Source organism: Burkholderia pyrrocinia (assembly GCF_022809715.1).
GTDB classification, from domain to species: domain Bacteria; phylum Pseudomonadota; class Gammaproteobacteria; order Burkholderiales; family Burkholderiaceae; genus Burkholderia; species Burkholderia pyrrocinia_C.
In genome coordinates this window covers 2,211,092-2,236,019 of sequence record NZ_CP094460.1, presented here as the reverse complement: position 1 = coordinate 2,236,019, position 24,928 = coordinate 2,211,092, and the positions used below count along the sequence as shown (strand labels likewise).

Annotated in this window: 17 protein-coding genes; 13 read left to right on the top strand and 4 right to left on the bottom strand. The window is 57.3% G+C overall.

Annotated elements, in window-relative coordinates; translation table 11 throughout:
• Window positions 1-618 precede the first annotated feature (618 nt).
• Together MRS60_RS26880 and MRS60_RS26875 are read right to left on the bottom strand one after the other, a co-directional pair.
• On the bottom strand, window positions 619-6,045 hold the full coding sequence (locus MRS60_RS26880; RefSeq protein WP_243565894.1) for an RHS repeat-associated core domain-containing protein: 5,427 nt from the start codon (window positions 6,043-6,045) through the stop codon (window positions 619-621).
• A gap of 55 nt (window positions 6,046-6,100) precedes the next feature.
• A complete protein-coding gene (locus tag MRS60_RS26875) occupies window positions 6,101-8,467 on the bottom strand; it encodes an IPT/TIG domain-containing protein (RefSeq protein ID WP_243565893.1) in 2,367 nt (788 codons plus the stop codon).
• A 522-nt stretch (window positions 8,468-8,989) separates the two neighbouring features.
• Between MRS60_RS26875 and MRS60_RS26870 the strand changes: the two genes are divergently transcribed.
• The 13 genes from MRS60_RS26870 to MRS60_RS26810 all read left to right on the top strand — a co-directional run bounded on the left by MRS60_RS26870 (window position 8,990) and on the right by MRS60_RS26810 (window position 22,173).
• Window positions 8,990-10,126 (top strand): cytochrome-c peroxidase, encoded by a 1,137-nt coding sequence (locus MRS60_RS26870; protein WP_347814844.1) that lies wholly within the window; start codon window positions 8,990-8,992, stop codon window positions 10,124-10,126.
• 114 nt (window positions 10,127-10,240) lie between these two features.
• Window positions 10,241-10,888 (top strand): lytic transglycosylase domain-containing protein, encoded by a 648-nt coding sequence (locus MRS60_RS26865; protein WP_243565892.1) that lies wholly within the window; start codon window positions 10,241-10,243, stop codon window positions 10,886-10,888.
• A complete protein-coding gene (gspG, locus tag MRS60_RS26860; RefSeq protein ID WP_243565891.1) occupies window positions 10,885-11,355 on the top strand; it encodes a type II secretion system major pseudopilin GspG in 471 nt (156 codons plus the stop codon). The genes MRS60_RS26865 and gspG overlap by 4 nt, the downstream gene beginning before the upstream one ends.
• A gap of 23 nt (window positions 11,356-11,378) precedes the next feature.
• Window positions 11,379-12,563: a type II secretion system F family protein gene (locus MRS60_RS26855; RefSeq protein ID WP_243565890.1), complete on the top strand. Its 1,185-nt coding sequence runs from the start codon at window positions 11,379-11,381 to the stop codon at window positions 12,561-12,563.
• Entirely contained in the window at window positions 12,560-14,245 is a 1,686-nt protein-coding gene (locus MRS60_RS26850) for a GspE/PulE family protein (protein ID WP_243565889.1), read from the top strand. The genes MRS60_RS26855 and MRS60_RS26850 overlap by 4 nt, the downstream gene beginning before the upstream one ends.
• The gene (locus tag MRS60_RS26845) at window positions 14,226-15,032 is read left to right on the top strand and encodes a hypothetical protein (RefSeq protein ID WP_243565888.1); all 807 of its coding nucleotides are present in this window, start codon (window positions 14,226-14,228) and stop codon (window positions 15,030-15,032) included. Before MRS60_RS26850 ends, MRS60_RS26845 begins: the two co-directional genes overlap by 20 nt.
• Before the next feature lie 535 nt (window positions 15,033-15,567).
• The gene (locus MRS60_RS26840) at window positions 15,568-16,185 is read left to right on the top strand and encodes a hypothetical protein (protein WP_243565887.1); all 618 of its coding nucleotides are present in this window, start codon (window positions 15,568-15,570) and stop codon (window positions 16,183-16,185) included.
• A gap of 2 nt (window positions 16,186-16,187) precedes the next feature.
• The gene (locus MRS60_RS26835) at window positions 16,188-16,706 is read left to right on the top strand and encodes a hypothetical protein (protein WP_243565886.1); all 519 of its coding nucleotides are present in this window, start codon (window positions 16,188-16,190) and stop codon (window positions 16,704-16,706) included.
• 15 nt (window positions 16,707-16,721) lie between these two features.
• The gene (locus MRS60_RS26830) at window positions 16,722-19,076 is read left to right on the top strand and encodes a secretin N-terminal domain-containing protein (RefSeq protein ID WP_243565885.1); all 2,355 of its coding nucleotides are present in this window, start codon (window positions 16,722-16,724) and stop codon (window positions 19,074-19,076) included.
• 10 nt (window positions 19,077-19,086) lie between these two features.
• The gene (locus MRS60_RS26825) at window positions 19,087-19,563 is read left to right on the top strand and encodes a type II secretion system protein (protein WP_243565884.1); all 477 of its coding nucleotides are present in this window, start codon (window positions 19,087-19,089) and stop codon (window positions 19,561-19,563) included.
• Entirely contained in the window at window positions 19,550-19,978 is a 429-nt protein-coding gene (locus tag MRS60_RS26820; protein WP_432207853.1) for a type II secretion system protein, read from the top strand. Before MRS60_RS26825 ends, MRS60_RS26820 begins: the two co-directional genes overlap by 14 nt.
• On the top strand, window positions 19,965-20,534 hold the full coding sequence (locus MRS60_RS26815; RefSeq protein ID WP_243565882.1) for a type II secretion system protein: 570 nt from the start codon (window positions 19,965-19,967) through the stop codon (window positions 20,532-20,534). Before MRS60_RS26820 ends, MRS60_RS26815 begins: the two co-directional genes overlap by 14 nt.
• A 628-nt stretch (window positions 20,535-21,162) precedes the next feature.
• Complete coding sequence (locus tag MRS60_RS26810; protein ID WP_243565881.1) at window positions 21,163-22,173, top strand: hypothetical protein; 1,011 nt, start codon at window positions 21,163-21,165, stop codon at window positions 22,171-22,173.
• Between the two features lie 407 nt (window positions 22,174-22,580).
• Here the strand turns inward: MRS60_RS26810 and MRS60_RS26805 are convergent, their stop codons facing one another.
• Together MRS60_RS26805 and MRS60_RS26800 are read right to left on the bottom strand one after the other, a co-directional pair.
• Window positions 22,581-23,450: a S66 peptidase family protein gene (locus tag MRS60_RS26805; RefSeq protein ID WP_243565880.1), complete on the bottom strand. Its 870-nt coding sequence runs from the start codon at window positions 23,448-23,450 to the stop codon at window positions 22,581-22,583.
• 37 nt (window positions 23,451-23,487) lie between these two features.
• Entirely contained in the window at window positions 23,488-24,927 is a 1,440-nt protein-coding gene (locus MRS60_RS26800) for a hypothetical protein (RefSeq protein WP_243565879.1), read from the bottom strand.
• Between the last annotated feature and the right edge of the window lies 1 nt (window position 24,928).

Here is a 24,928-nt window from a genome sequence, read left to right as displayed (position 1 = left end):
GTCAGGCGAGGGAATCCGCTTCGCCTGACAACTCAACTACGCCAGAAATCTCCACTTCCGACCGGGGCCAATGCTAGTTCAGGGTCAATCACGCTACGGGTAGCACCAAGCACGCTTCGCTAATAGAGCAACTCAAACTGTCACGACGTCGGCCATCCTAGATGGGTCTTCATTCTCGAGCGGTCACAAGCTCAGTCCGTCAAGAATCCAGATTCCGGGCAAACCCACGGTCTCCAATCGCTAATGAAGAAAACATAGCGATTGCTAGGCGAGGAATTTGAATCTCGCGCATCCGGCTTTCGCAGAAAGCGAATTCTAACGGCCTCGGCAACTACACCTGACTTTGTTCTCAAGGTCGCCCTGTCCAGACTTCCTTCGACTGCTTCAAGGAGGCCAAATCTGTATCCAGCAGCCATGTAGAAATGAGCAACGGCGACAATCAATAAACCAATTCCCGCGGCCCCAAAGGCGGCGCCTCCAACTGAGTCACCGGTCATGGCAAAGTACGCTGTAGCTCGCTCCAATGCGTAGCCTCCCAGCAAAGTGGATACTAGACCCATGAATGCGTAGATGTTTGAGCGGTACTTGGATCGCATTGGTAGCCTCACTTCACATTGCTCACTTGCCCAGTTGGTTTCCAACTAGCCCCGCCGTTCCAGAGACGCCAGCGCCGGGTATTCCAGCGAGGGCACGTTGACCAATTTGGCTGGCAATTGAGCCTGCGAAACTAGTACCCCAGGCACCCGGAGCCAAAACACCACCTAGCGCTCCACCGACCATCGCGCCTGCAACAGCACCACCATTCAGGCCCTTAAAACAGGGATCACCGATACCTTGCATTTGACCAAGCAGGTTCGAGATACCTCCCGCAGCTGCGCGTAGCGCCATCTGCCCCGGCAGAGACGCACCAACCCACGCGCCAGTGCCACCGACAACCGCGCCTGTAGCCGCGCCGAACAACGCACCGCGCCAAACGATCCCGCCCGTAGCCGCCGCGCCCAAGCCGCCGCTGATACCCCCGATAATTCCTCCAGCAATTGCACCAGGGATGCCAAATTCGCCTGTTGGGTCAATGAGATTGATTGGATTTCCACTTACATACGCGTATAGGTTGCTGCCTCCGTTTAAACCAATCGGGTCTTCGCTTACGAATCGGCCTACACGTGGCTGATAATAACGCGCCCGATAGTAGTAAAGGCCAGTGCCGTCGTTCTCTCGTCCAGTGTACTGAGCGGTGTTGGTGTTGGTCTCGCCAGCCGCAGATGGATTGCCGTACGGCTCGTACGTGTAACTTGTCTTGACTGCCCCACTGGTGTCCGTGAGCGCCACTGTGCTGCCCAACGCATCAGTAACGAAGCTCCGTGCCCCAAGGCCATCGGTACGGCTGTAGACCTCGTCAATATCGAGCCCCAGCAGCAGATTCGCAGTGGGTGTGCCGCTCGCTAGTTCCTGTGCCACGTTCGGGCCGTCGTAGAGGAAGTTCGTCGCCGCCCCGTTCACCGTCTTGCCAGTTCGCCGCCCCAGTGTGTCGTAGGTGAAGCTTGCGGCCGCCGTCCCGGAGAGCGAGGCGAGCCGACCACGCGAGTCCCAGCCATACGTAAGGCTACCGTCCCCGGTGAGATCACCGTTTGCATCATAGGTAAGAGTATTACTGGACCAATTGGTCAGCCGGTTATCCGCATCGTAGGTCGCACTGGCCAGCGTAGCCGGAAGGTTTAGGCTGGCGAGTGTGCCGCCAATCTGTGTACGCCGGCCGGCGTTATCGTACACGTAGGTCAGGGCGCCGACAGCGGTACTGCCATTCGCGTAGGTTATCCCGGTCAGTTGATTCGCGATATCGTAACTGTAGGTCGCGACGATCCCGTTGGCCAAGGTCAGCGTCGATCGCCGACTTGCGGCATCGTAAGTGAATCCCACCTGCGCGCTGCCCTGCGTGACGGCGGTAAGGCGGTTCCCATTGTCATAGGTGTATGTGACCGCACTCTGACCCGCCACTTGGAAGCTTGTGCGCCGGTTCGCTGCATCGTATGCGTACGTCACACCACCTTGCGGAGTGGTTTCGGCCGTAAGGCGATCGAGGCCATCGTAGGCGCGCGTGATAGTTCCACCCTGACTGTCAGCGATCTGCGTGGCGCGGTCACCCGCATCGTAGGTAATAGCCACAGTCGCATCGGGCGACGTCGGACTTCCCCCGGAATTGGTCTGCCCATACGCAGCCGACACCCTGCGGTTCAGTCCATCGTAACTGAACGTCGCGATCTTTCCGTTCCGATCGGTGAACTTAGTGAGGTTGTCGTTTCCATCATAAATGTAGGTTTCGATTGCCTGCAGCGGATCAGTGCGGCTCGCCCGCCGCTCCTTCGAGTCGTAGGCAAAGCTGGTTATTCCACCTCGCGCGTCGGTGAAGCTCGTCAGATTGCCATTGGCGTCATAGGCCAGGCTCGTGACACCGCCGCGCGCATCCGTCACGCGAGTCGGCAAGCTTCGCCCGTTATAGTCGAACACCGTGCGATTGCCGAGCGGGTCGGAGACGGACAGTGTCCTGCCGATACCGTCCGTGTAGCGGGTAACTGTTCTGCCGAGGGGATCGGTGACGCCCGCGAGGTCCCCATACTGATAGCTGAACGTCGTGGCATGACCCAGCGGATCGGTGCTCCCGATCATCTGCCCGAGGCTGTTGTAGGTGAAGCGAGTGGCGTTGCCTAGCGGATCGTCTATCTCGGTGAGATTGCCCGAGGTGTCGTACCGGTAGGTCGTGGTGTGACCCAGCCCGTCCGTGTAGGTGATCGGGCGGTTAAACACCGACTCATAGGTATAAGTGCCAGTGACCGCCTGCGAAGTCCCCGACAGCGCCGTCACGGTCGCGAGATTGCCTGCAGCGTCATAGGTGTAGGCTGTCGTTCGTCCCAACGCATCAGCGCTGGAGGTCAGCCAGTTGGTGCCAACACCCCGACCGTAGGTAAAGGTCTGCGCCTCCGGCTTACCTACTGCCCAGCTGGCGTTGGTCGCATACCCGCTGCTGTTGAACGCGATCTGACGCACATTACCGTTCGGATCCGTGATACTGGTTTGCGTCACGTTCCCACTACCGTCAAGCGTGTAGGCAAACTGGTATATCCCGCCATCGGCGAGCGTCTGCTGCGCTACCCGGTTGTGTGTGTCGTACTGGTTGGTCACCATTACCTGGCCGCCCGGCCGAGTGACGGTGAGCATGTTATTGGCGGAATCGTATGTATAGTGTTCAACGCCGCCGTCGGGATCGGTGACCTGGGCTAAACGTCCGCTCGAGTCGTATTGGTAGGTGACTGTGCGGCCAATACTATCCTGTGCCTGTGTCACCCTATTGGCGCCGTCGTAGGTCAAACTAATGAAACGCCCGTCCGGATTACTGATTTGCGTCAGGTTCCCGTACGAGTCACGCGTCAGAATCAGCTTGTTTCCTAGACGGTCATCAAATTCACGGAGCGCAGCCATTCGGGAACTCGTGCAGCCCGCGCATTCGGCAAAAAACATGGTTCGTCCGTCGCGCATCTTGAGTTGCCAGCCGTTATTCACCCAGCTGATTACGGCGCCGTAATAGGCGCTAGGCGTGGCCGTATGCTTGTACACCGCATCGGTCCAGCTCGTGCCAGAGGAAGTGCGCACGAAATGGATGCGTCCGCCGTCAGGGAGAATCAGATCTTGATAAGTCCACGGCCAAGTATCACCGACCGTGAAGATATCGTACCGGTCGTTGCCACCAATACCGAATGCGCGAGACGTGCTGTCGCCCTGACGATAGACGCGCGTCAAGACCAACGGAATCGTACCGTTGACGTCCAAATCGTTTCGCGAAAGCACGAAGAGTCCAGTTGCACAATCCACCGGGTCTCCCCCCTGCGACACGCAGCCGGGTTGCCCTCCCGAGTGACTAGGACTTGAAGGATTCGCGGGATGACCTGGCTGCGGCTGCTGCGGGCAGTTCTGACCAGGACCTGCGGGTGCCGGCACGTTACCGGCGCCCGGCGAGTCGCCACAACCGCCGACGGGCGGGCCGTTCGGAGGCGCATTGCTGGGCAGTGACACCATTGCGCCGGTGAGTTCATAAATGGCTACGCCTGGATCAGGAACGATTTGCTGACCACTACCATTGATCTTGCCTTGACCGTACACATACCAACCCTTGACCGTAGGGTCGTAGTTCCAGAAATCCAATGTACTGCCTGGCGCGCCATGATGGTAGTTCGGATAGATTACGCGAGCGCCAAGCGCGCTCGCCGCATCGACGCCTTCGACATGTGCCCCACCCGGTTGCAAGGTGAAGTACACCGGAACATAGCGCGTCGGCAACGGGAACGGCGGCCGGTCAACCGGTACCGGAGTGATCGAGAGTTCATTGATGATGTGGCCAGTGCGATCACGCAGCACGGTCCCCTTGGGGATGTGTACCTCCAAACCAGGGATGTATGGCGTGGTAATGACCACCTCACTGGCGGTCGGTGAATCGAACTTCACCGAATGGGCAGTATCGATCAGTGGCATCCAACTTGTATACGGCAACACCGTAGTCTTACCAGCGTCCACGCTAACCAACGCCTCGAAATAACCGAATGTCTTGCCAGGCCGGTTCGCGCTACGGCCATCGATAACAAGAGTTTGAGCGCCCGCACTTACACCCGAAAGCAGAAAGCGTCCAGTTGCATCGGTTAGCGTGCTTTGACCGCCTAGTTTCATGGTCACGTTTGCCGCCGCCGTGCCGTTCATGAAGAGGACTTGACCGGACAACGCGGTGACGCCTGGTCCAGCGTTCAGGGGTGGCAACTTCTGCAGAGGGGACGCTGCCAGCTTCACACGCCAGTCTCCTGCCAGCTGGGCGCCATTCGGGATCCAGCTTGTGAGGTCGGCCATACCGGCTGCAGCCGCAGCCACCGATGACGGCGATGGCGCTGACGATTTCGGCGCTGATGCCGCGTTGGGTACTGCAGCGCCGACGGAACCCGCGGCGACCGTGACAGATCCACCGGCGGAGGTGCTCGCAGAAGTGGAGTTAGCGCTGAGCGTACGTGTGGAAAAGCCAATCGAGGTAAACGGGAGCGGCCTGCCCGCCGCGTCGACAGCACCGCTGATGAAAAGCGTATAGCTTGCCCCAGGCCGGAGATCGGTCCGCGGCGTCACGAAAAGCATTCGTCCGCCCTCGACGGGCACAACGCTCGCAGGTACGGCATCCGTGGGCCCCAAGAGCGTTACTGTCCGTGAATTGAGACTGGCAACCGACAATGGCGTCGAGAAGCGCACGGCAAGGCGAGCATTTGTGGCCACACTCGACATGCCGGCCGCCGGCAAGGAATCCATCACTACTGGACCGTCCTGACCCGGCTGTGAAGCCAGCACACCGCTGCCGGCAGCATCAACCGCCGTAAAGTATTGCTGCTGCGGAGAGTAAGTCTCAGGTGTTGTTACGGGTTTGCCTTTCCCGTCGCGTCCGCCGGACAACAATACCGGCTCGGTGGGCATCACCGTTGCGGTATGGTCAGCGCGCGGGAAAACCATCTGCGCGTTGAATGCCAGGGCTCTGCGGGTAGACGGATCCCACAGTTCCGCCTGCGGCAACGGTGCGCCTGTCGCGGAAACACCTCCTGCCACAAGCACGGTGCCATCCATGAGCACGGTGGCCGTATGGTGGGCACGCGCCAGCAACCCGACATCGCCGAGGACGGTGAACGACTGGTTAGCCGGATCAAACAACTCTGCACTATTAATTATCGAACCGTCTTTTCCGACCCCTCCGAGAATCAATACTCTACCGTCAGGCAGCAAGGTTGCCGCGTGCCATGCCCGGGGCGTCGTCGGCCCCGATGCCAATCGCACTATCTGCTGTGTAGTCGGGTCAAAAAGAGAAGCCGAAGCCGCAGCGCCACCCTCTCCTCCAATGTTTAGCGAGTGCCCATCTGGCAAAAGTGTCACGCTTTGCCCGATTACTGCCGACGGAGTTACCGCCAGTGCAGGAACTAGCGCCACACTTATCAGCAGCAGGAAACCAATCACCTTGCGAAGCGACCCGTTCATGACGCGATCCTTGCCGTGAAGTACGATTGACATTCCGGGAGCATCATTCTTCCCGTCATTGGCCGCTTAGCGTGAGTGACGCCGTGCCAGTGTTCTTCCCATCTGGATCAAAAACGATTGAATATGTGCCTGTGCCGGGCAGCGTAACGGGACCTAATGTATTGGACGTACTACACAGATCCGGATTGAGCAGGACGGTGCTATCCGGGTTGACGATTCTTACGCGTGCACACCCATTGACGAGTCCAGAGTCCATACTCACAGACAACGACACGCTTTGCGCGGCGGTACCACTGAACGTCAAGCTGCCGTTTTGGCCTGGCGCTGTGATGGTGAGCGTGGCAGCTGCCCCGCCTATTGCAATCGTGCCCGTCGCATCCGGTGGAACGCTGTACAAGGTGAACGTCGCTGTTTGAACCGCAGCCGCCTCCGGGTTGAACTTGATCGTATATGTACCGGTGACTGGCAGTATCAGCACGTCGGTGAAGATGGGACCTCCGCAGTAGTAGTACCCATACGAAGGCCCAGTCGTGTTGACACCGTCAGGATTGAAAATAGTGACTCGCCCGCATGCGCCGCCCGAATTTGGCACCATGTACAGAGACACACGTTGCGAAGCGGTGCCACTGAAAGTCAGATTGCCGTTCTGACCGGGTGCCGTGGTGGAGAGCGTAACGGCTGACCCACCAATCGTAATCGCCCCGGTCACATCCGCTGGAACGGACGTTAGAGTAAACGTCGATGTTGGAGTGCTGGTCCAGTCTGGATCGAACTTGATCGTGTACGTACCTGTCGCTGGAAGCGTTAGCACATCGCTGAAATAGGTCGATGTGGCATCGAAGTACGTGGTCAGCGTTGATCCGTCTGGATTACTGATCGTAATCCTCCAGATGCCACTGCCCGAATTGCGATTCATCGAGAGTGCTACACGCTGAGAAGACGTGCCGCTGAACGTTAGGCTGCCGTTCTGACCTGGAGTCGTGATAGCGAGAGTTACGGCTGCCCCATCTACCGCAATCGTTCCCGTTAGATCCGGTGGAACGTTGTAGAGAGTGAACGTCGACGTTTGCGTACTAGTCGACTGTGGGTCGAACTTGATCGTGTACGTACCCGTAGCTGGCAGCGTCAGAGCATCGCTGAAGTAAACGCCGGAGCAATCGGGGTAATTGACCAAGGCCGTGCCGTCTGGATTGGATATCGTGAGTCGCCAGCACCCACTACCAGAATTACGAGCCATATATAGCGACACACGCTGTGAAGCGGTACCACTGAACGTCAGACTGCCATTTTGACCAGGCGCCGTGGTGCCAAGTGTCACTGCAGCCCCACCCGCTGTAATTGTCCCCGTCACATCTGGAGGCACACTACTGAGTGAAAACGTGACGCTGCCGGTGCTGTTGGTATAGGTATACGGGGTCACGAGAACGGTATAGGTAGCGGCCACAGGCAGTGTGGTCGCATCGATGAACCCGCCGCTACACAGATTTGCGCTACCCGCGACCGTGCCGTCGGCATTGAGGATCTGAATGGTGCCGCCGTCACATGAGCTGAAGCTGGAGCTTGTGACCTGCAGGATGACCCTTTGCCCAGGCGTCGCATCGAACAGGATCATCCCAATCTTATTAGCGGTACCCAACGTGACGGATTGCGTGCTTCCGATCGACATGCGGCCTGTAACGCCCACATCTGCCGGTACGTGTGTACCGGGCGGCACAAAGAAGTCTTGGCTGCTGGTTGCCTGACCAAAGGGCGTGATTACAGTAAAGCGACCAGAAGTCGACGATGGTGACACTGTGGCTCCAATCGCCGTCGCTGTCGCCGTGGAAACCCTCGCGTTACGAACATTAAGGATGACGTTGTCATCGGCCGTTGTAGTTTGAAAATTAGTACCACCTATCGTAACTACTGATCCAGACACCCCTATCGTTGGCGAGAAGCTCGCGATGGTCGGTGCTTGCCCCGAAGCAACGGTGAACACACTATTGCTCGTTGCACTTCCTGCCGGTGAAGTAACGGATATCGGCCCCGTCGTAGCACCTGTCGGTACCGTGGCCACCAATTGGTTCGTTGTCGCGGAAACAATTGTCGCCGCGGTACCGTTAAATGTGACGGCATTCTGAACTGCGGTAGCTGAAAAGCCAGAGCCAGAGATCGTGACGCTCGAGCCGACTGGTCCGCTGCTTGGAGAAAACGAGACGATAGAGATCGCGCTATTGCCGCGAGCGATCGACAAGATGTTACCCAGCGCATCGTAGGTGTACGCGGCAGTGTTTCCACCGCCGTCTACCACCCCAACTAGGCGCCCCAGCTCGTCATAGGACAAGTTGTACGTCGAAGCCCATGACGACACGCTGATCGAAAGCAATAGAAGCGATGCCGCGATCAAAGCAGCGCGGACGAACAGAAAAGATCGACGCAACATCGCCTATACCCCCGTGTGTGGGTACATCGAACAGCGATAAAAATATAGGAAAACGAATTAGTAGGGCGCTGGCTATGGAGAGTAACGGGACGAACGAGGTCGAAGCGCCGAACTGAGCGCGTCAAACGAGGAGTGGAGGCATCCGGACACGACGACGAGCGATTCTATGCTCGAGTTTCCACTGAGAATGATTAGCATTGTGATTCCCCGAAGACATTTAATAGTTCTGTTCGCTTTCCTTGTTATGCACTGTCTGCGTTCGCAGCAATGAAATGTGTTTTAGCGCATGGAATTTTGATAGTCAACGTCCACCTTGCCGAATAAATCGTGTGATGAATCATGAAGGAAAATGACCCCACTTTCACACACCACGCACTTCGATCGACATGCACCGCCTGTTTTCCTATCGCCGCACAATGACAAACGTTTGCGCCAAATTAATCCCTTGTACGATTCTCAGCATGTGCTAGCTTCTTCGTTACCGAATGTATTTTTACTTCGGATAACGGGGTTATAAGTCGAATGGACACGCACGTCGTAGGCGGGCTATCGATCCAGAATTTCATGCCAGCGCTCGCTGTGCATTGTGTTGCCATAGCCATAGCCGCTGCCATACCCTTCATCGCGCATAGCCAGGAGACGACCAGTCGACTGAGCTTGCACCCCGCAATACGCGAAGTCAGTCCGCCCAGCGAGTCAGATACGATTCGGCTAGGCCAACGAATCTTCTTTGACAAACGGCTAAGTGCCGACGGAACAGTAAGCTGTGCGAGCTGCCATCAACCGGAACACGCTTTCACGGATAGGCTGTCGCGGTCGCGTGGTGTGGGCGGCCATACCGGAACTCGCAATACGCCGAGCCTACTGAATGCGGCACTCGTCAACACACAATTCTGGGATGGGCGCGAACCCTCGCTGGAAACTCAAGCGTTGGAACCCTTCGTAAACCCGGTTGAGCATGGCCTCGATAATCTCGATTCGCTGCTCGGAATTATTCGGGGCGATATCGGGTATGTCGAAGAGTTCAGAGCGGCATTTGGTGTCTCCGGACCGGCCATCACCACGCAGCATATTGCACGGGCGCTCGCGAGCTTCGAACGTAGCCTCGTCGTCGGCGATTCGGCGCTCGATCGGTATTATTTTGGCGGCGATAAAACAGCGCTCTCTCCGGAGGCCGTGCGAGGGCTCCTGCTATTTGTGGGGCGAGCACATTGCTCAAGCTGCCACACAATCGACCCACTAGGTGCCCCTTTCACCGACGAGCAATTCCATACTCTTCATGTCGGGATGTCCAGCATTGATGGTCGACTCGCGGAGCTGACTCAGCGGGTCATCCAATCACGGAACCACGGTGATTCTGTTGCGGCTCTTGTGCTCAGCAACGACGATATCGCACAGCTCGGTCGATTTGTTGTAACGCTTGCCCCTGACGACATCGGCAAGTTTCGAACACCGAGTCTTAGAAACGTCGCGTTGACCGCACCGTACATGCATGACGGAAGTGTCGCGACGCTCGAAGAGGCGGTGGACCAGGAGATCTACTACCGTACGGCTCAAAGCGGCAACCCATTGATTCTGACGCCAAAGGAAAAACGCGATCTGATCTCGTTTCTGGAAAGCCTAACGAGCAGCACGGCACTATCAAAGTTGAAAAATTGACCTCCGGCTGGAAAGCACACACGATTCATGCAGGTAAAACGACAATAGGTGAGACGCCAGAGGCTCCGTGAGAGTCAATGTATTCCGTGCCACCGTTTTTGGGGAAAAGTTGAGATGAACGGCAAGAGATCTCCGTGCGCGGCATTTTTGCCTTTCATCGCGATTGCCGTTCTGGTACAGGACTTACCCTCTGCTTTCGGTGACGTATACCTGACGCGCCTGGACGACGGAACACCCTGCTACAGCGATGCGCCCCGCAACAGGGCATCCCGGCGAATTTCCAATCCATCGATGGCCGCCCACTCCCCTTCAAAGCTCGCCCTCACGGCAAAGCCTCTGGATTCGAGGTCGCATTGGGATGTTGTGGTCAAGGACGTTGCCGAGCAACACGGAGTAGACCCTGCCCTCGTACGGGCTGTCATCGACGTCGAGTCACACTTCAACCCTCACGCGAAGTCAAGAGCTGGGGCAGCCGGGATGATGCAGTTGATGCCACTGACGGCCTCTCGGTACGGTGTGACTGACGCCTTCGATGCATACCAGAACATCGATGCTGGCATCCGACATTTGAAGATGCTGCTCGACCAATATCATGGCAACGTCGTTCTAGCTTTATCTGCATACAACGCGGGGGAGCGAACAATCATTGCACGTCACCATCTTATTCCACCGTACCGGGAAACGATGCTCTACGTTCCAAAAGTATTAGCGCGTTACGAAGTCTACCGGGCAACAAACGTAGAGCAGGAGGGGATCCGATGAAGTTCCTTCGAACATCGGCCGGAAGCGAAGCTGCAGCCGAGCAAACTCGGTCATGCACGATCACTCGAGCCAGGGGATTCACTCTGCTCGAGTTGCTAGTTGTGATCGTGATCATTGGTCTACTCGCCTCGTATGTCGGGCCCAAGTATTTCGCCCAGGTGAACAGGTCAGAAACGACGCTTGCGAAAGCGCAGCTCGCATCTTTCGAGAAGGCGCTTGACTCGTTTCGGCTGGATACCGGTCGCTATCCGACGACTGAGGAAGGACTGAATGCCCTGATGGTACAGCCGGCGACGCTTGCAAACTGGAATGGTCCGTATCTAAAGAGGGAGGTTCCTCCCGACCCTTGGGGTAGGCCTTACCAGTATAGAGCGCCAGGCCCAAAGGGTGAGTTTGAGATCAAGACTCTTGGCAAGAACGGCACGCCTGGTGGAACCGGCGAGAGCGCTGAAATTTCCATTCCTTGATCTCGTCAACGAGGGTCCCAGCGATGCGTTTCGATGCGCGAGTTATAAGCGCCGACCACCGAATCGTTCAGGTAATGATTGAAGCTGGTGACGCGTCAGCGGCAAGGCGCGAACTTGAAGCTCAATCGCTACGCCCGATTGATATTCGGCCTGCAATCGTCGGTCGATCGATGAAGGGCCGATTTCGTTTCCCGGTCGTGTTGTTCACGCAAGAACTCCTGGCGCTGCTGCGTGCTGGCCTCGCGATTGTGGAGGCATTGGAAGCGCTCGAAGAAAAGGAGGCTGTACAAAGCACCAGGGCACTCATTGGACGGCTCTTGCAGGCGCTACGTGAAGGGAATCGATTCTCTTCCGCCCTTGCTGAACACACATCCGTGTTTCCGCCCATCTACATTGGCCTTGTGCGGTCGGCCGAGGGTACAAGCGATCTGCCGGTCGCTCTGGAGCGCTACGTCGAATATCAGCAACGCGTCGATACAGTACGTAGCAAAATTGTGAGCGCCTCGCTCTACCCAGTGATTCTATGTACGGTAGGCGGCGCCGTGACGGTCTTTCTGATGGCTTACGTGGTGCCACGCTTTGCGGTCATCTATCAGGACACGGGCCGACCGCTTCCCATGCTCTCCCTTGCAATGATCAAAGTTGGGCTATTCATAGGGGAGCATCCACTCGAAATAGCGATTGCTGCAATTTGCAGTACCACTCTTGTATTTGCAGCGGCACGCTCGTGGGTTACACGTGGTGGACTGGGGCGGCTTCTGTCGTCATTTCCATTCATTGGTGAGCATGTGCGTACCTATCAACTATCACGCCTCTATTTAACGTTGGGCGTGCTGCTCGAGGGAGGTATGCCGGTCATGGACGCACTACACAGTGCGCGAGCCGTGATTCCGCGCGCTTGGGACCAGGCGTTTGATGACGCTAGCGGCCACGTCGAGGCAGGCTACGGGCTTGCCGCCGCGTTTGAACGCCACGGACTTACGACGGCAGTTTCACTTCGAATGCTGCGGGTGGGTGAGCATTCTGGCCAAATGGGGCAAATGCTTCGGCAGTCCGCGGAGTTTTACGAGGGTGACATTTCGCGCTTCGTCGATAGATTCACACGTACATTTGAGCCTCTACTGATGGCCACGATCGGAGTGATCGTCGGGGCGATCGTGATTCTTCTGTACATGCCGATCTTCGATCTGGCTTCGAGTCTGCAATGAACACCACCTCACCAGTCTTGTCGTTGGACGCCGAGCTGATTGACAGGGCGCGTGATCTTGTCCGCCGGTCATCCGGGAGCATGATAGACGCGCTGCAGACGACGACGGGAACAAGTGGTCGGGAAATTGTCGCATTGCTAGGAAGCCACCTCAATTGGCCCGTAGTGGAAACGGCCGATATGAGTGCAGTCACACCTGCATTCGATCTACTACCGCTCGTCAAGGCTCTGCAGCGAGGAGCTGTCCTGTTACGGAGCGAGGTTGGTGATCTCTGGGGCGTGGTCGCGGATCCATTTGATGCGGATCTGCAGATCTGGCTTGATGCTCATGCCGGTGCGCCATTGCAGTTTCGGCTGGCTGTCGCGGAAGACATCCGGGCTTACCTCGCCAAACAGGAGGAACGCACCCGTGCGGTGGACGGCATCCTGGCTGTCGCGGGAAGCGACGCCGGCGACAAGCGGAATACGCCGGAGCTATCGTATGCGGCAGCGGCAGACGGCTCAAGCCCCGCAGTTAAGCTCGTCAACTCCACACTGTACGACGGACTGAAGGCCGGCGCGTCTGACGTACATTTCGAGTGCCACCCGAGCGGCCTCGGCGTCAGGTACCGCATCGATGGTGTGCTCGTGGTAGCGGCAACTTTTAGCGGTGTGGATTTAGCAGAACAGGTCATCTCCCGCCTCAAGGTGCTCGCCGATCTGGATATCGGCGAGCGACGAGTTCCTCAGGATGGCAGTTTCCGTGTAAGTGCGCAGGGGCGCGATATCGATTTGCGCGTTTCTATCATGCCAAGTGTCCACGGTGAAGACGCCGTGATCCGAATTCTCGACAAGCAGGCAATGATCGAAGCTCACGGTAGCCTGAGCCTACATGCGCTTGGATTTGACGAGTCAACGCTCCAGACGCTGCGTCAACTGGCCGATGCTCCCCATGGCATGTTGTTGGTCACGGGCCCGACTGGCTCGGGAAAGACGACGACCTTGTATGCGGTCATTGCCGAGACGCACTCCGGCCACGACAAGATCATCACCATTGAGGATCCGGTGGAATACCAACTGCCCGGCGTCCTGCAGATTCCCGTGAACGACAAAAAGGGGCTGTCTTTCGCCCGCGGTCTCCGCTCGATTTTGCGGCACGATCCCGACAAGATCATGGTCGGCGAGATTCGGGATCCCGAAACGGCTGAAATTGCGGTTCAGGCTGCCCTCACTGGGCACCTTGTCCTAACCACCGTACACGCGAACAACGTATTCGACGTCTTCGGTCGATTCACCCACATGCGAATCGACCCCTACGCCTTCGTATCGTCCCTGAATGGCATTTGTGCGCAACGCCTGGTGCGCTTGACTTGCACTCGGTGTCTCGAATCCGTCCGTCCTACCCCAGAGCAATTGCTCAGCGCGGGTCTGCACGCAGAAGACGCAGATCGATTCACGTTCGTAAAGGGCGTAGGTTGTGGGGACTGTCGGGGCACAGGATATCGTGGTCGAAAGGCAGTCGCTGAGATCCTGACTCTCAACGACGAGATTCGCGAGATGATCGTCGAAAAAGCGCCTATCCGGCAAATCAAGGAGGCAGCGTACAGGCTTGGGACTCGACCGTTACACCAGACGAGTTTGGATTGGGCCACACAGGGGCTTACCACACTCGAGGAGGTTCGGCGTGTGGCAATGGTCACGTGAATCCGTCCAACTCGTGATCGCCCAGGATCACGTTTCCTTTTTTCGACGCCCCACACCGAACGCGGTCGTTCCGGTCGTGCAGGTGTCCGTGCCAATTTTGGCATCCGTTGAGGACGCGGTGGCGTCGTGCTTTGCCGATGAGCAGAAGACGAAGTTTGCAGTGGACATCGTGGTGAGCGATGCATATACCCGATTCTGGATCGTCACACCTCCCAAGAACGTGTCCACAAGGAGGGATCTCAGACTGTGCATGTTGTTGCGATTCGAAGAGCTGTTTGGCGACTCGCCAGACAACTGGAGCCTGCAAGCTGATTGGCACGCGACCAAGCCCTTTATGGCGAGTGCAATTCCGTTGCCACTCGTCAACGCGATTCGCACGGGCATGTCGTCGCGCTGTCTCAGCGTCAAACGCTGTGTGCCCCATTTCGTAGCTGAATGGAACAAGCACTATCGGTCCTTCCATCAGGGCGAAACGTGGTTCGCGGTGTCCGGCGATTCAACCTTTACCGCAGCGCTGATTCAGAACCGACAGATCGGATTCATCCGTAAGGTACAGCAACAAATTGGTGAAGAGACTCAATTGAATACGGTCGTGTCCACGCTTCGATGCCTGGCGTTACACCATCACGGTAGTTCACCCCAAACTGTCATATTGAGCGGCGACGTCCCTGAGGCCTGGCACGGAATCGATATCGGCGGGTTCCATTTCAAACGGGTACAGGGCGTCACAGTACAGGCCGGTTCCAATGAGTCTCGTGACGCGGATTCGGGAAGGGATTCGAAATGATGCGCCTAAACATTGATTACGCGGCATCAGTCGGACAGCCACAGCGGCGGCTCCGTTCGCCGGCCCTCGCGCTCGCGCTTATCGGTCTAGGGCTATGTCTTTGGGCTGGCGTTCGAATCGATGAAGCGCTTAGCACGACCGCGAAAGTCCGTGCTCGAGAAAACCATCTCGAGTCGGTCCTTGCGATGCGCGAAACCGCGAATCGCCCATCTCCGCCGCCTCCCGACGCTCAGGTGCGCGCGGTCAATCAAGGAATTGGGCGGCTAAATGTACCGTGGGGTGATTTCTTCGAAGCGCTACAGAGTGTAGCTACACCGCATGTAACGCTGTTGGCAATCGAGCCCGAAGCAACGACCTTCACCATGAAAGGCACGGGTGAGGCCGCAGGGCCGGAGGGAATGGTTCAGTACCTCGAGGATCTCAGGCGGAACAGGTTCTTTACGAGCGTAACCCTCACCCATCACGAGATCAACACATCCGATTCCAACTTGCCAATACGCTTCAGATTTGATGCGACCTGGCGGGGATCCGAGCGATGAAGCGCACCGTCCTCAACTTCACTCTGTGGCTCGCAACGTTTTCTATAGCGGAATGGATTGCGGCCGGAACATTTACGTTAGGTCTTCTGCTGAGCAGCGTCGTTGCACCACTGATGGATCGCGAACTGAATTCGCAGAATTGGCAGTTGCGTCAGCAAGAGCGGACCCTCCAACGGTCTAGCACGCGTCCGGTAGCGAGGTTTGACGAGGCGGAAAGCCGGCTCAAACACTTTTACTCCGTGCTGATCCCCGAGGATCAGCTCGAGCGATCGATTGGAAGGCTCTTCGAGATTGCCAGCCTCTCCGGTGTGAAGCTCGAGAAAGCCGACTACCGCCTGACCACTGACAAGGCTGGACAGTACGAGACCTATCAAGTCGACCTGCCCATTCGGGCAGCCTATGCAGCCATCCAGATGTTTTGCGAACAGGTACTGGCTGAGTTTCCATCAGCGTCACTGGACGCTATCAAATTCCATCGCGACAAGGTCAGCAACGGACAGATCGAAGCGACGCTTCGGCTGACAATCTTTACTGGCTTGCGTATGTTGCGGCCGGCACCGCCCCAACCATCGCCACCAGCGGGAGCTCAATTGGTCTCGGGGGCGACGAAATGAAAATGCGCCGCATTCTAATGGCCGGCGGCCTAGTCGCTTCAGCTCTCATCGCGGTGTTCGGAGATCGATCGAATCCGGGAGAGGCGGTAGGTGCGACGCGCCGAGCGCTCGTCCCGGCATCCGAACCCTCTCCAGGGTCGATTCAGGCGACGTCGGCGAGCGTATCAAACCGTGTCGATCCCGATGCTCGTTCAAGTGGCGTTTTGCTGCTGCGTGGCCGCGCCTCCCCGCTCATTCACAAACAAGACGCCGCACCTTTTGCTGTGACGTCCTGGACTCCACCGGCACCCGCATCGTCAGTCGAAGAGAAGCCTACCGCACCGCCGCTTCCATTTACCTATCTCGGCAAAGAGCTGGAAGGCGAACAGTGGCGGGTCTTTCTTGCCAAGGGCGACGAGATACTGATCGTCAAGGCCAATGACGTAATACGCGATACCTATCGAGTCGAGAATATCACTCCACCGATTGCGACCATTCGCTATCTACCTCTGAATGAGGCCCAACAGCTGAATATCCAATAGCGAGTCGCGTCGGCCATGTCAACCAAATCCATTCTGCTTGGAGCCATCCTAATAGCGATGCTGTCTGCGTGTGGCACTGAGCGAGCGCTGCGTGCGGCGCATGAGTCCTTCGATGCTGGAAAGGTGGACGAGAGCCTCGCGACGTTGCGAATAGCACTCAAGAATGACCCTACAAACGCGGTGCTGCGCGCCGAATATCTAAAACTGCGCGATCAGGCCGTCGCGACCTCGCTGGAGGCGGCCAGAGACGCCGTACGCAAAGGCAATGTGCCTGCAGCGCGCGATAACTATCAGAACGTTTTGAAGCTTGATCCAGACAATGATCGGGCGAAGTACGGTTTAGTGCAACTGGATACTGACGCACTCCACACAAAGTGGTTAGATCAGGCCCGAGCGATGGTCGCTAAAAAGGACGTCGACGGAGCGATTCCGTTGCTGAAGAGGATTCTCGCGGAGGACCCCGCCAACACGCCTGCTCGGACGCTATTTAAGTCTCTTGATGATCCCGTTGAGCGACCACCTCTTAACGCGACAATGACAGAGGCACTGAAGCGGATGTTCACGATCAACTTCAAAGACGCGACCCTTTCACAGGTTTTCGAGGTGATGTCGCGCACGTCAAGCGTCAACTTTGTGTTCGACAAGGACGTACGCACTGACCAAAAAACCTCAGTCTTTCTGAATCACACGACGGTCAAGGCTGCGATCGATGTCGTGTTGATGACCAACCAGTTGGAGCAACGCACCCTAGACGAGAACACGATCCTCATCTATCCCAACACACCGGCGAAACTGAAAGACTACAAACCATTGACGGTGCGAACTTTTTTCCTGGCGCACGCAGACCCGGAACAGGTCGCCAACACCCTAAAGACGATAGCCAAGACCCGCGACCTCATCGTTGACAAGAAGGAAAGCAGCGTCATCATGCGCGACTCACCGGAAAACGTATCAATCGCGGAAAAACTCGTTCAAATTCTGGACCTGCCAGACCCAGAGGTGATGCTAGAAGTGGAAATTCTGGAAGTTGATCGCAACCGCCTTTCAAGCCTCGGCATCAAGTATCCCGATCAGCTTACGTTGACGCCGTTACCGAGCGGCTCAAACAATACGCTGACACTGGCCGATCTGGGTCGCCTGACGACGGCGGCCGTGGGTGCGACCGTGCCGCCACTTACGGTCAACGCGAGTCTCACAACGACGGATACAAACCTGCTCGCGAATCCTCGCATCCGCGTGCGTAGCCGCGAGACCGCCAAAATCCTGATTGGCGACAAGGTCCCGAACATCACGTCTACGTCGACCGCAACTGGCTTCGTGTCTTCGAACGTTCAGTATCTCGATGTCGGGTTGAAACTCGAGGTCACGCCAGTCATAGCCGCTGACGGCGAGGTTGAGATAAAGATCAATCTGGAAGTGAGCAACATCGCGAACCAATTGACCACGTCGCAAGGCACCATCGCTTATCAGATCGGGACCCGATCCGCGGCCACCGTACTACGACTGAAGGATGGCGAAAACCAAGTACTTGCTGGCCTCATCAATGACAACGATACCCACACGGCGAACAAGGTACCCGGACTGGGCCAGCTTCCGATACTGGGCAGGCTCTTTTCGAGCCACCAGAATGATGGCAAGAAAACCGAGATCGTTCTCTCGATCACGCCTCATCTCATTCGCACCCTCCCGAGCCCCGATGCACGGCTGTTGGCATTCGACTCCGGCACTGAGTCCAACTCACGCAGCATGGTAAGAAGCGATGCCAATGTGGACGCTAACTCGCAGTCCAGCGCGGCATCCGTTAGCCTCCCGTCTGCAAAGCCGGCGCCTGAAGGACAAGCACCAGCAACTACAGGCAGCGCAACCTCCTCGCCACCAAGTGCGCCGGTCGCACCTGTGAATGGATCGGCGAATCCCGTGTCCGACCCGGCGAATGGGTCCGCACAGGCGATCTGGCTTGCACCTTCGCAAGCCAAAGTTGGCCAACCGTTCACCGTGCAACTTGTCATGAATTCAGGGCAGCCCGTGACCGGCATTCCCGTAGCGATTGGCTACGATCCGAAAAAACTGGAAGTGGGCAACATCGTTGAAGGCGAATTCCTGAAACAAGGGGGTACGCCCACGAGCTTCCAAGTTAGAGCCGACCCGGCAGCCGGGCAAATCTACGTAACCGACACTTACACCGGTGATGGGCAATCAAGCGTCGCCGGAGCGACGGGGCAAGGTGCCGTATTGACAGCAACGTTCAAACCGATCAGCTCGGCCAATCCAACCTCACTTTCCGTTGTGTCCATGGTTCCCGTTGGGCAAAACGGGGCGACTATCCCTCTTGCGTTGCCGGCCCCGCAGGCAATAGTCGTATCGCCTTGAAAGGTGTCTTATGAGACGCAATCTGGCCGGATTCACGCTCATCGAACTCCTCATCACGTTGGCCATACTCGCCGTGTTGGCTAGCATTGCGTTGCCGACAGCGCAGGTGTCGGTCCAACGTGTGAAAGAATTCGAGCTGCGGCGGGACCTACGCGAAATTCGCACGGGGATTGATGCCTACAAGGATGCAGCGGACCACGGACGCATTGAAAAGGCCGCCGACAGTACTGGCTATCCGAGAAATCTCGATGTGCTAGTCGACGGCGTCGAGGATGTCCGGGACCCTCGGAAATCAAAGATCTATTTCTTGCGACGTATCCCGCGTGATCCCTTTTGTGCCGACGAAGCCGTCGGTGACGCTGATACATGGGGAAAACGCAGCTACGCGAGCGATGCAACGGACCCGCAGGAGGGGGACGATGTCTACGACGTCTTTTCAAAATCTCCGGTCGTTGGCCTTAACGGTATCCCGTATCGCCGGTGGTAGTGACCCCGATCTCTCTTCAGGGGCGTCGAGATCGTGCGTCCTCTGCAGAACGAATGGATTCACGCTTATCGAACTGTTGGTCGTCATGGCAATCGTGGCCATGCTCCTCACGCTCGCGATACCGAAGTACTTCCAGAGTGTCGAAACGGCCAAGGAAGCCGTTTTGAGAGAAGACCTGCGGGTCATGCGCGAGACCATCGATAAATACTACGGAGACACGGGCCATTACCCTGACAGCCTTACGCAACTGGTGGACAAGAAATATCTACGCGCGGTGCCCATCGATCCCATTGCCGGTCCGACTGCCGAGTGGAAGATTTTGCCGCCTGATGACCCAGACCAGGGAAAGGTCTACGACGTAAAAAGCACTGCGCAAGGTAGCGACAAGAGTGGAGCGAGGTATGCCGACTACTAGCAAACGCCCGCGGACGCGAGCAACAGGTTTCACATACCTAGGACTGTTGATTTTTGTCGCGATTGTCGGAATTGTCTCGGCCGCTACAGCAGCTCTAGGTTCGATCGTGCAGAGACGGATTGCGGAGGACGAGTTGCTTTTCGTAGGCGCCCAGTTCCGGGCCGCTCTTAAAAGCTACTACGAAGCGACGCCTCCCGGTGGCGCCCCTTATCCCGTGTCTCTGCAGGCCTTGATGAAAGACACACGTTTTCCGACCGTCGTTCGGCATCTGCGGCAGATCTACATCGACCCCTTAACCGGGAAATCCGACTGGATACTTGTTACAACGCCCAACGGTGAGATCATGGGAATCAGTAGTGCATCCGATCGGCGCCCGATCAAGGTTGATAGGTTTCTCCCGCCATTCGAAGCATTCGCAGGGAAGAAGAGCTATTCGGAATGGGTCTTTTACTATCAAATGCTGCCCGTTGCCGTTGTGCATCCCTCTGATGTGTCAACTGCGAAGCCGAATGTCACTGATCTCCGAATACCTACAAACGCATACACCGTAAAGTGATCCTTCTCCTACTTTGCCGCGCATCTCGCCACGATGCGCAGCGCTTCTGGTCACGTTGGGTTTATCGATGATCGCCTCGGCGCGCTCGTGAGTGGATCACGTGCGCACCGATCAACCTGTATTCTTCGCGACTCGACTGCGCACTGCGGTGCTGTCTTGAGCCGCGCGGGACTGCTCTTGCCAATTCATCAGCGTGGCACGCGCTTCGACTGACTACGTCAATTTTTCTATTTGCTTCCGATAAGTACTCCAATCAGTCTCGACGCAAATTTATTCGGTAAGGCCGCAGGCATGCATTGCGAGCCAGCAAAACGCCAGCTACTCTTGTGATGTAGCCGATCAGGTTCGGTGAAGGAAAACAGGGAGCGGGGCTTACCGGTCTGGACGTTGTTCCGCGGTTTGTTCCCGCCCCACCTCCCCGTGTGCCCGCTCAACTAGCAGGCATTGTCGTTTCTGCGGTACCCGGCTGGATACGTCCCTGTTCCCACCGGGGGAGCCGACAATACGTCGATAAAATATTTCACGGACTGGGGCGGTGCTACACTCGCGCTGCCATGAGCTAACGGCATGTAACTCCGCCAACAACCGCGACGACGCCTTCCATCGAACAAGAAAGAAGGGGAAGCGAATGACGATCAATATCGCGCTCGCAACGAGCGAAGCTGTCATTTTCGGTTGCGATAGTCTAAGTAGCACGACCGATTACCTCTTGAGCCCATGGGAATTCATTGAACGCGATGCCGACGGCGCACCGGTCCTCGACGAAAACGGCTTGGTGACCGCAAGATTTCCACTCGATGGCCTTCAACCCGTTGTCACGAACGCGTTTGGCGGCGTAACGAAGATGTTCTCCATCTCTCACGGCGGGGTAGAAGCAGCCGCAGTCACATCTGGTTTGGCAACCTTGGCCGGGTCCACCATTCACTCTCGTGCCGAGGACTTCCTCAGTCGTGGAGATGCCGCAGAAACCGTAGCGGGTGTAGCTGAAGCCTTTCTTCATCACATGCGTCAGCTGTATGAGCGCGACATGGAAGCGTACTCACTGCCTCTGGGGTATCAACCCGAGCTTGAGTTCCTCGTCGGCGGATATGACGCAACGTCCGCATTTCCCTCCACCTTCCGTATCAAGGTGAAGGACAATACCTGCACGCTAATTTATGGGGACGGAAAGAGTGGCCTCAGCTGGGCCGGACAGGCAGACGGCGTCGAAAGACTGCTGTTTGGCATAGACAGCCAGCTGAGATCAAGGATCATGCTAGCGGTTAGCGATACAATCGACCGCTTTTATGAGGAATCGAAGGCGAAGACCGCGCAGATCGTTGCGCAGCTCATCGATACCGCAGGCCTCGACAGACTCCCGGACGAGATTGATACGGAGTTCGTAGCAAGGCCCGCCATCACGTTACCAGACGACGAGTTCCGACTCGACATCGACTTCGCGAATTCACCGATGCAGGATGCGATTGACTTGGTCTCGTATTTGGTTAATCTCCAGTCAGGAAGGGCCAAGTTCGTAAGAGGTGTGGCAACAGTCGGGGGCAGGACCCATATTGGTGTCATAACACGGAATAATCGACTGAAGATGCTCAACGAGCCTGACTTCATTCACCGCAATGTGGGGTACAGCAATGATTACTAACACCCGTCGAAGTGGCTCGCTCGGCACGACGAAGCCGGGCGAGGTCCGTGTCGGCGTCGCGACCGCGCGGTCGGGCTCGACTTCATCGACCAGAAAGCCTGCGCCAACGGCCGAGAAAGTGGTGACGCCGCGAGAGAAACTCGTGGTTGTGAGAGGGGCTGTGTCGATTGTGGCAGTTGATACAAAAGCTAAGCCGTAATCCTGACACGTCACTTTTTGCCGAGATCTTCTTATTGTTAGGAACCGTCTCGTTGTTCGAGCATCAAGTGCGCTGCCAGCAGCCCCAGAGGATCCTTTCATCATCGGATATCGCACTGCACGCGTGCGTGTGCCAGTTGGCCAGGTGTTGGCGGAATCGAGAGGCCCCCTGAATACAGGCGGCAGCTCCTGTCCTTCTAGATTCGACGCTACGCGACGAACCGGATCGCGCTGTTCTCGATGGCGGCCTGGTTGCCGTATTGCCAAGTGATGTTGCGGTGTTCATGTCCGATCGGCAGACCCGAGTAGATCGGCAGGCCGAAGCCGCCCAGCACGTCGACAAGCATCTGCTCGAGCGTGAAATCCGCACCGTCCGGGATCGGGCAGCGCGTGAATTGCCCGAGCACGAACGCGCGGGCCCCGTCGAACGCGCCGCTCAGACGCAGTTGCGTCAGGCTGCGGTCGAGCCGGTAGCCGAATTCCGTCACGTCCTCCAGCAGTACGATCGCATCGCGTGAGCGAAGCGACCAGCGTGTACCCGCGACGCTCGCGAGCACCGTCACGTTGCCGCCGCACAGACGTCCCTGTACCGCACCAGGGGCGCCGGACAAATGCCGCAGGCTCAGCGGGGCGCGTTTGCCACCGGTCAGCACTGCGCGCATGTCGGCACGCGTCGCGTCGTCGACCTTGGTTGCCAGGCTGTGGAATGTCGGACCGTGCAACAAGCGCACGCCGGGCCGGTCTGCAAGCGCGCAGAACAGCGACGTCGCGTCGGAAAAACCGATGATCGTCTTCGGCGTCGCGATCTCGTCGGGCAGGTGCTCGAGCAGATGCGCGCAACCGAATCCCCCTCGCGCGAGCCAGACGATATCGATTGACGGATCCATCAAGGCGCGTCGCAGATCGTCCGCGCGCTCCTCGGCGGTACCGGCGAAATAGCGATACCGGCTGCCGAGATGTGCGCTCGTCGTGACCTTGAAGCCCCAGCTTTCGACGAGCGCGATGCCGCGCTCGATTCCTTGCGGATCGGGCACACCTGCAGGCGCGACGACGCCCACTGTCTTGCGTCTTGATTCCATTGAACGGATATCCTCGAGTGCTTTCTGACTCTGCATATTATTGGCACCTCGGACCGCGCGAGAGCGCACTCGGCTTCTGCAAATTTCCCTGGATGATCAGTACGCAGACCTCAACACCATTTTCCACAGATTGAAGGCCCACCAACTGCGCAGGGTCACGTGGCGGCCCGTTCTTTGGGCTGCAATCCAGCACACAGAGCACCGCAGTCTTTTTTCCCTTCGCCATTGCATAGGATGCTGTTTGACGAGTAAAGCGTCGGCCATCCTCTAGAGCGAAAAGCGCCGATTTCTCAACCTTCAACTCGATGGGGATTCCGCGGAACGACAAATCAGTGGCACCACCCGCTGCGTTGGCATGTTCGTCCAGTTCGATCCCGATGGATGCGCTGCGTCGCAATGCGGCACGAACATCCTGTTGGAACTCAGCCTCAGACCGCATGCCGGGGAACAGCGCGTCTTGAACCGCACTGCCGGCAAGATTGAACACCGCCGAGAGGATAGTTAGCAGGTCAAGCAACTCCGGCTGCGCAATGCCCGGCACTCTGCGTAACGCTTCGCGAAACTCGACGAGGCGCCGGTCCATTGCAGGGTATCCGCACATAGAACGCGATGGATCTGTGCCATCAATAAGCAGCGTACGGTGTCCCACAATCGCAACCGGCTGCTCCGACTTCGGTGGCAAAAACTCCGCTGCGTACTTGAATTCGAACGGCCTCGCATGGAGACCTTGCGACACCTTCAGAATGGCGCGACCTCGCTGACGTAAGACGTATGGCGGATCACCCGGCGGACGGGAAAAACGAAAACTTGGGAATTCGTACGTTGAGGCGGGCTCCACAGAAACCGGTGTAAGTTGCAGTTCACTATGCTCCTCTGGCCACCGCGTGACGCGGACTTCCAACTCCAGATCGTGAACTTCTCCAGGCGTAAGCTGATGGGTGTGCTGCGCGTCGATCAAGTCAATCTGGAACTTCAGAAATGCTACCGTGAGCGGCTCGGCCCCCGGCCGCTTATCGAAGTGCGGGTCGCGCATCTTCCCTGTAAAACGGATGTCTTGGGCAAACATGCCGAGCGGCAGAGGTATAGCACCAACTGCGTTGAGAAGCTTCACGGCATCATCCAAACTAGATACGTCAAGCAGTGCTTTGCTGGCTTGGACCAGACTAGCAGCCGCCACCTGGCTCTCATATTCCTTCAGCCAAAGTGGGTAGCGTGCCTTCGCGCTTCGTAAGAAGCGGTCAGCGTCTGGTAGCGCCGTCAAAACAGCATCGTGCCATTGGACTATGCTTGCCGAAATGCGCAACAACCCCGCAAACGCCGCGTATGCGACAGCAGCGGCTGGATTGGCAAAAGACGCCGAAATCGAGTCTAGCTCGCCGGCCAGTGCATTCAAATCTTCCGTCTTTGCATTCTCTGGGAACCGCAGCAACGCTTCCGCGGCGTTCAAGCGTGGCGAACGCACGTCGGGGCGGGTCAAA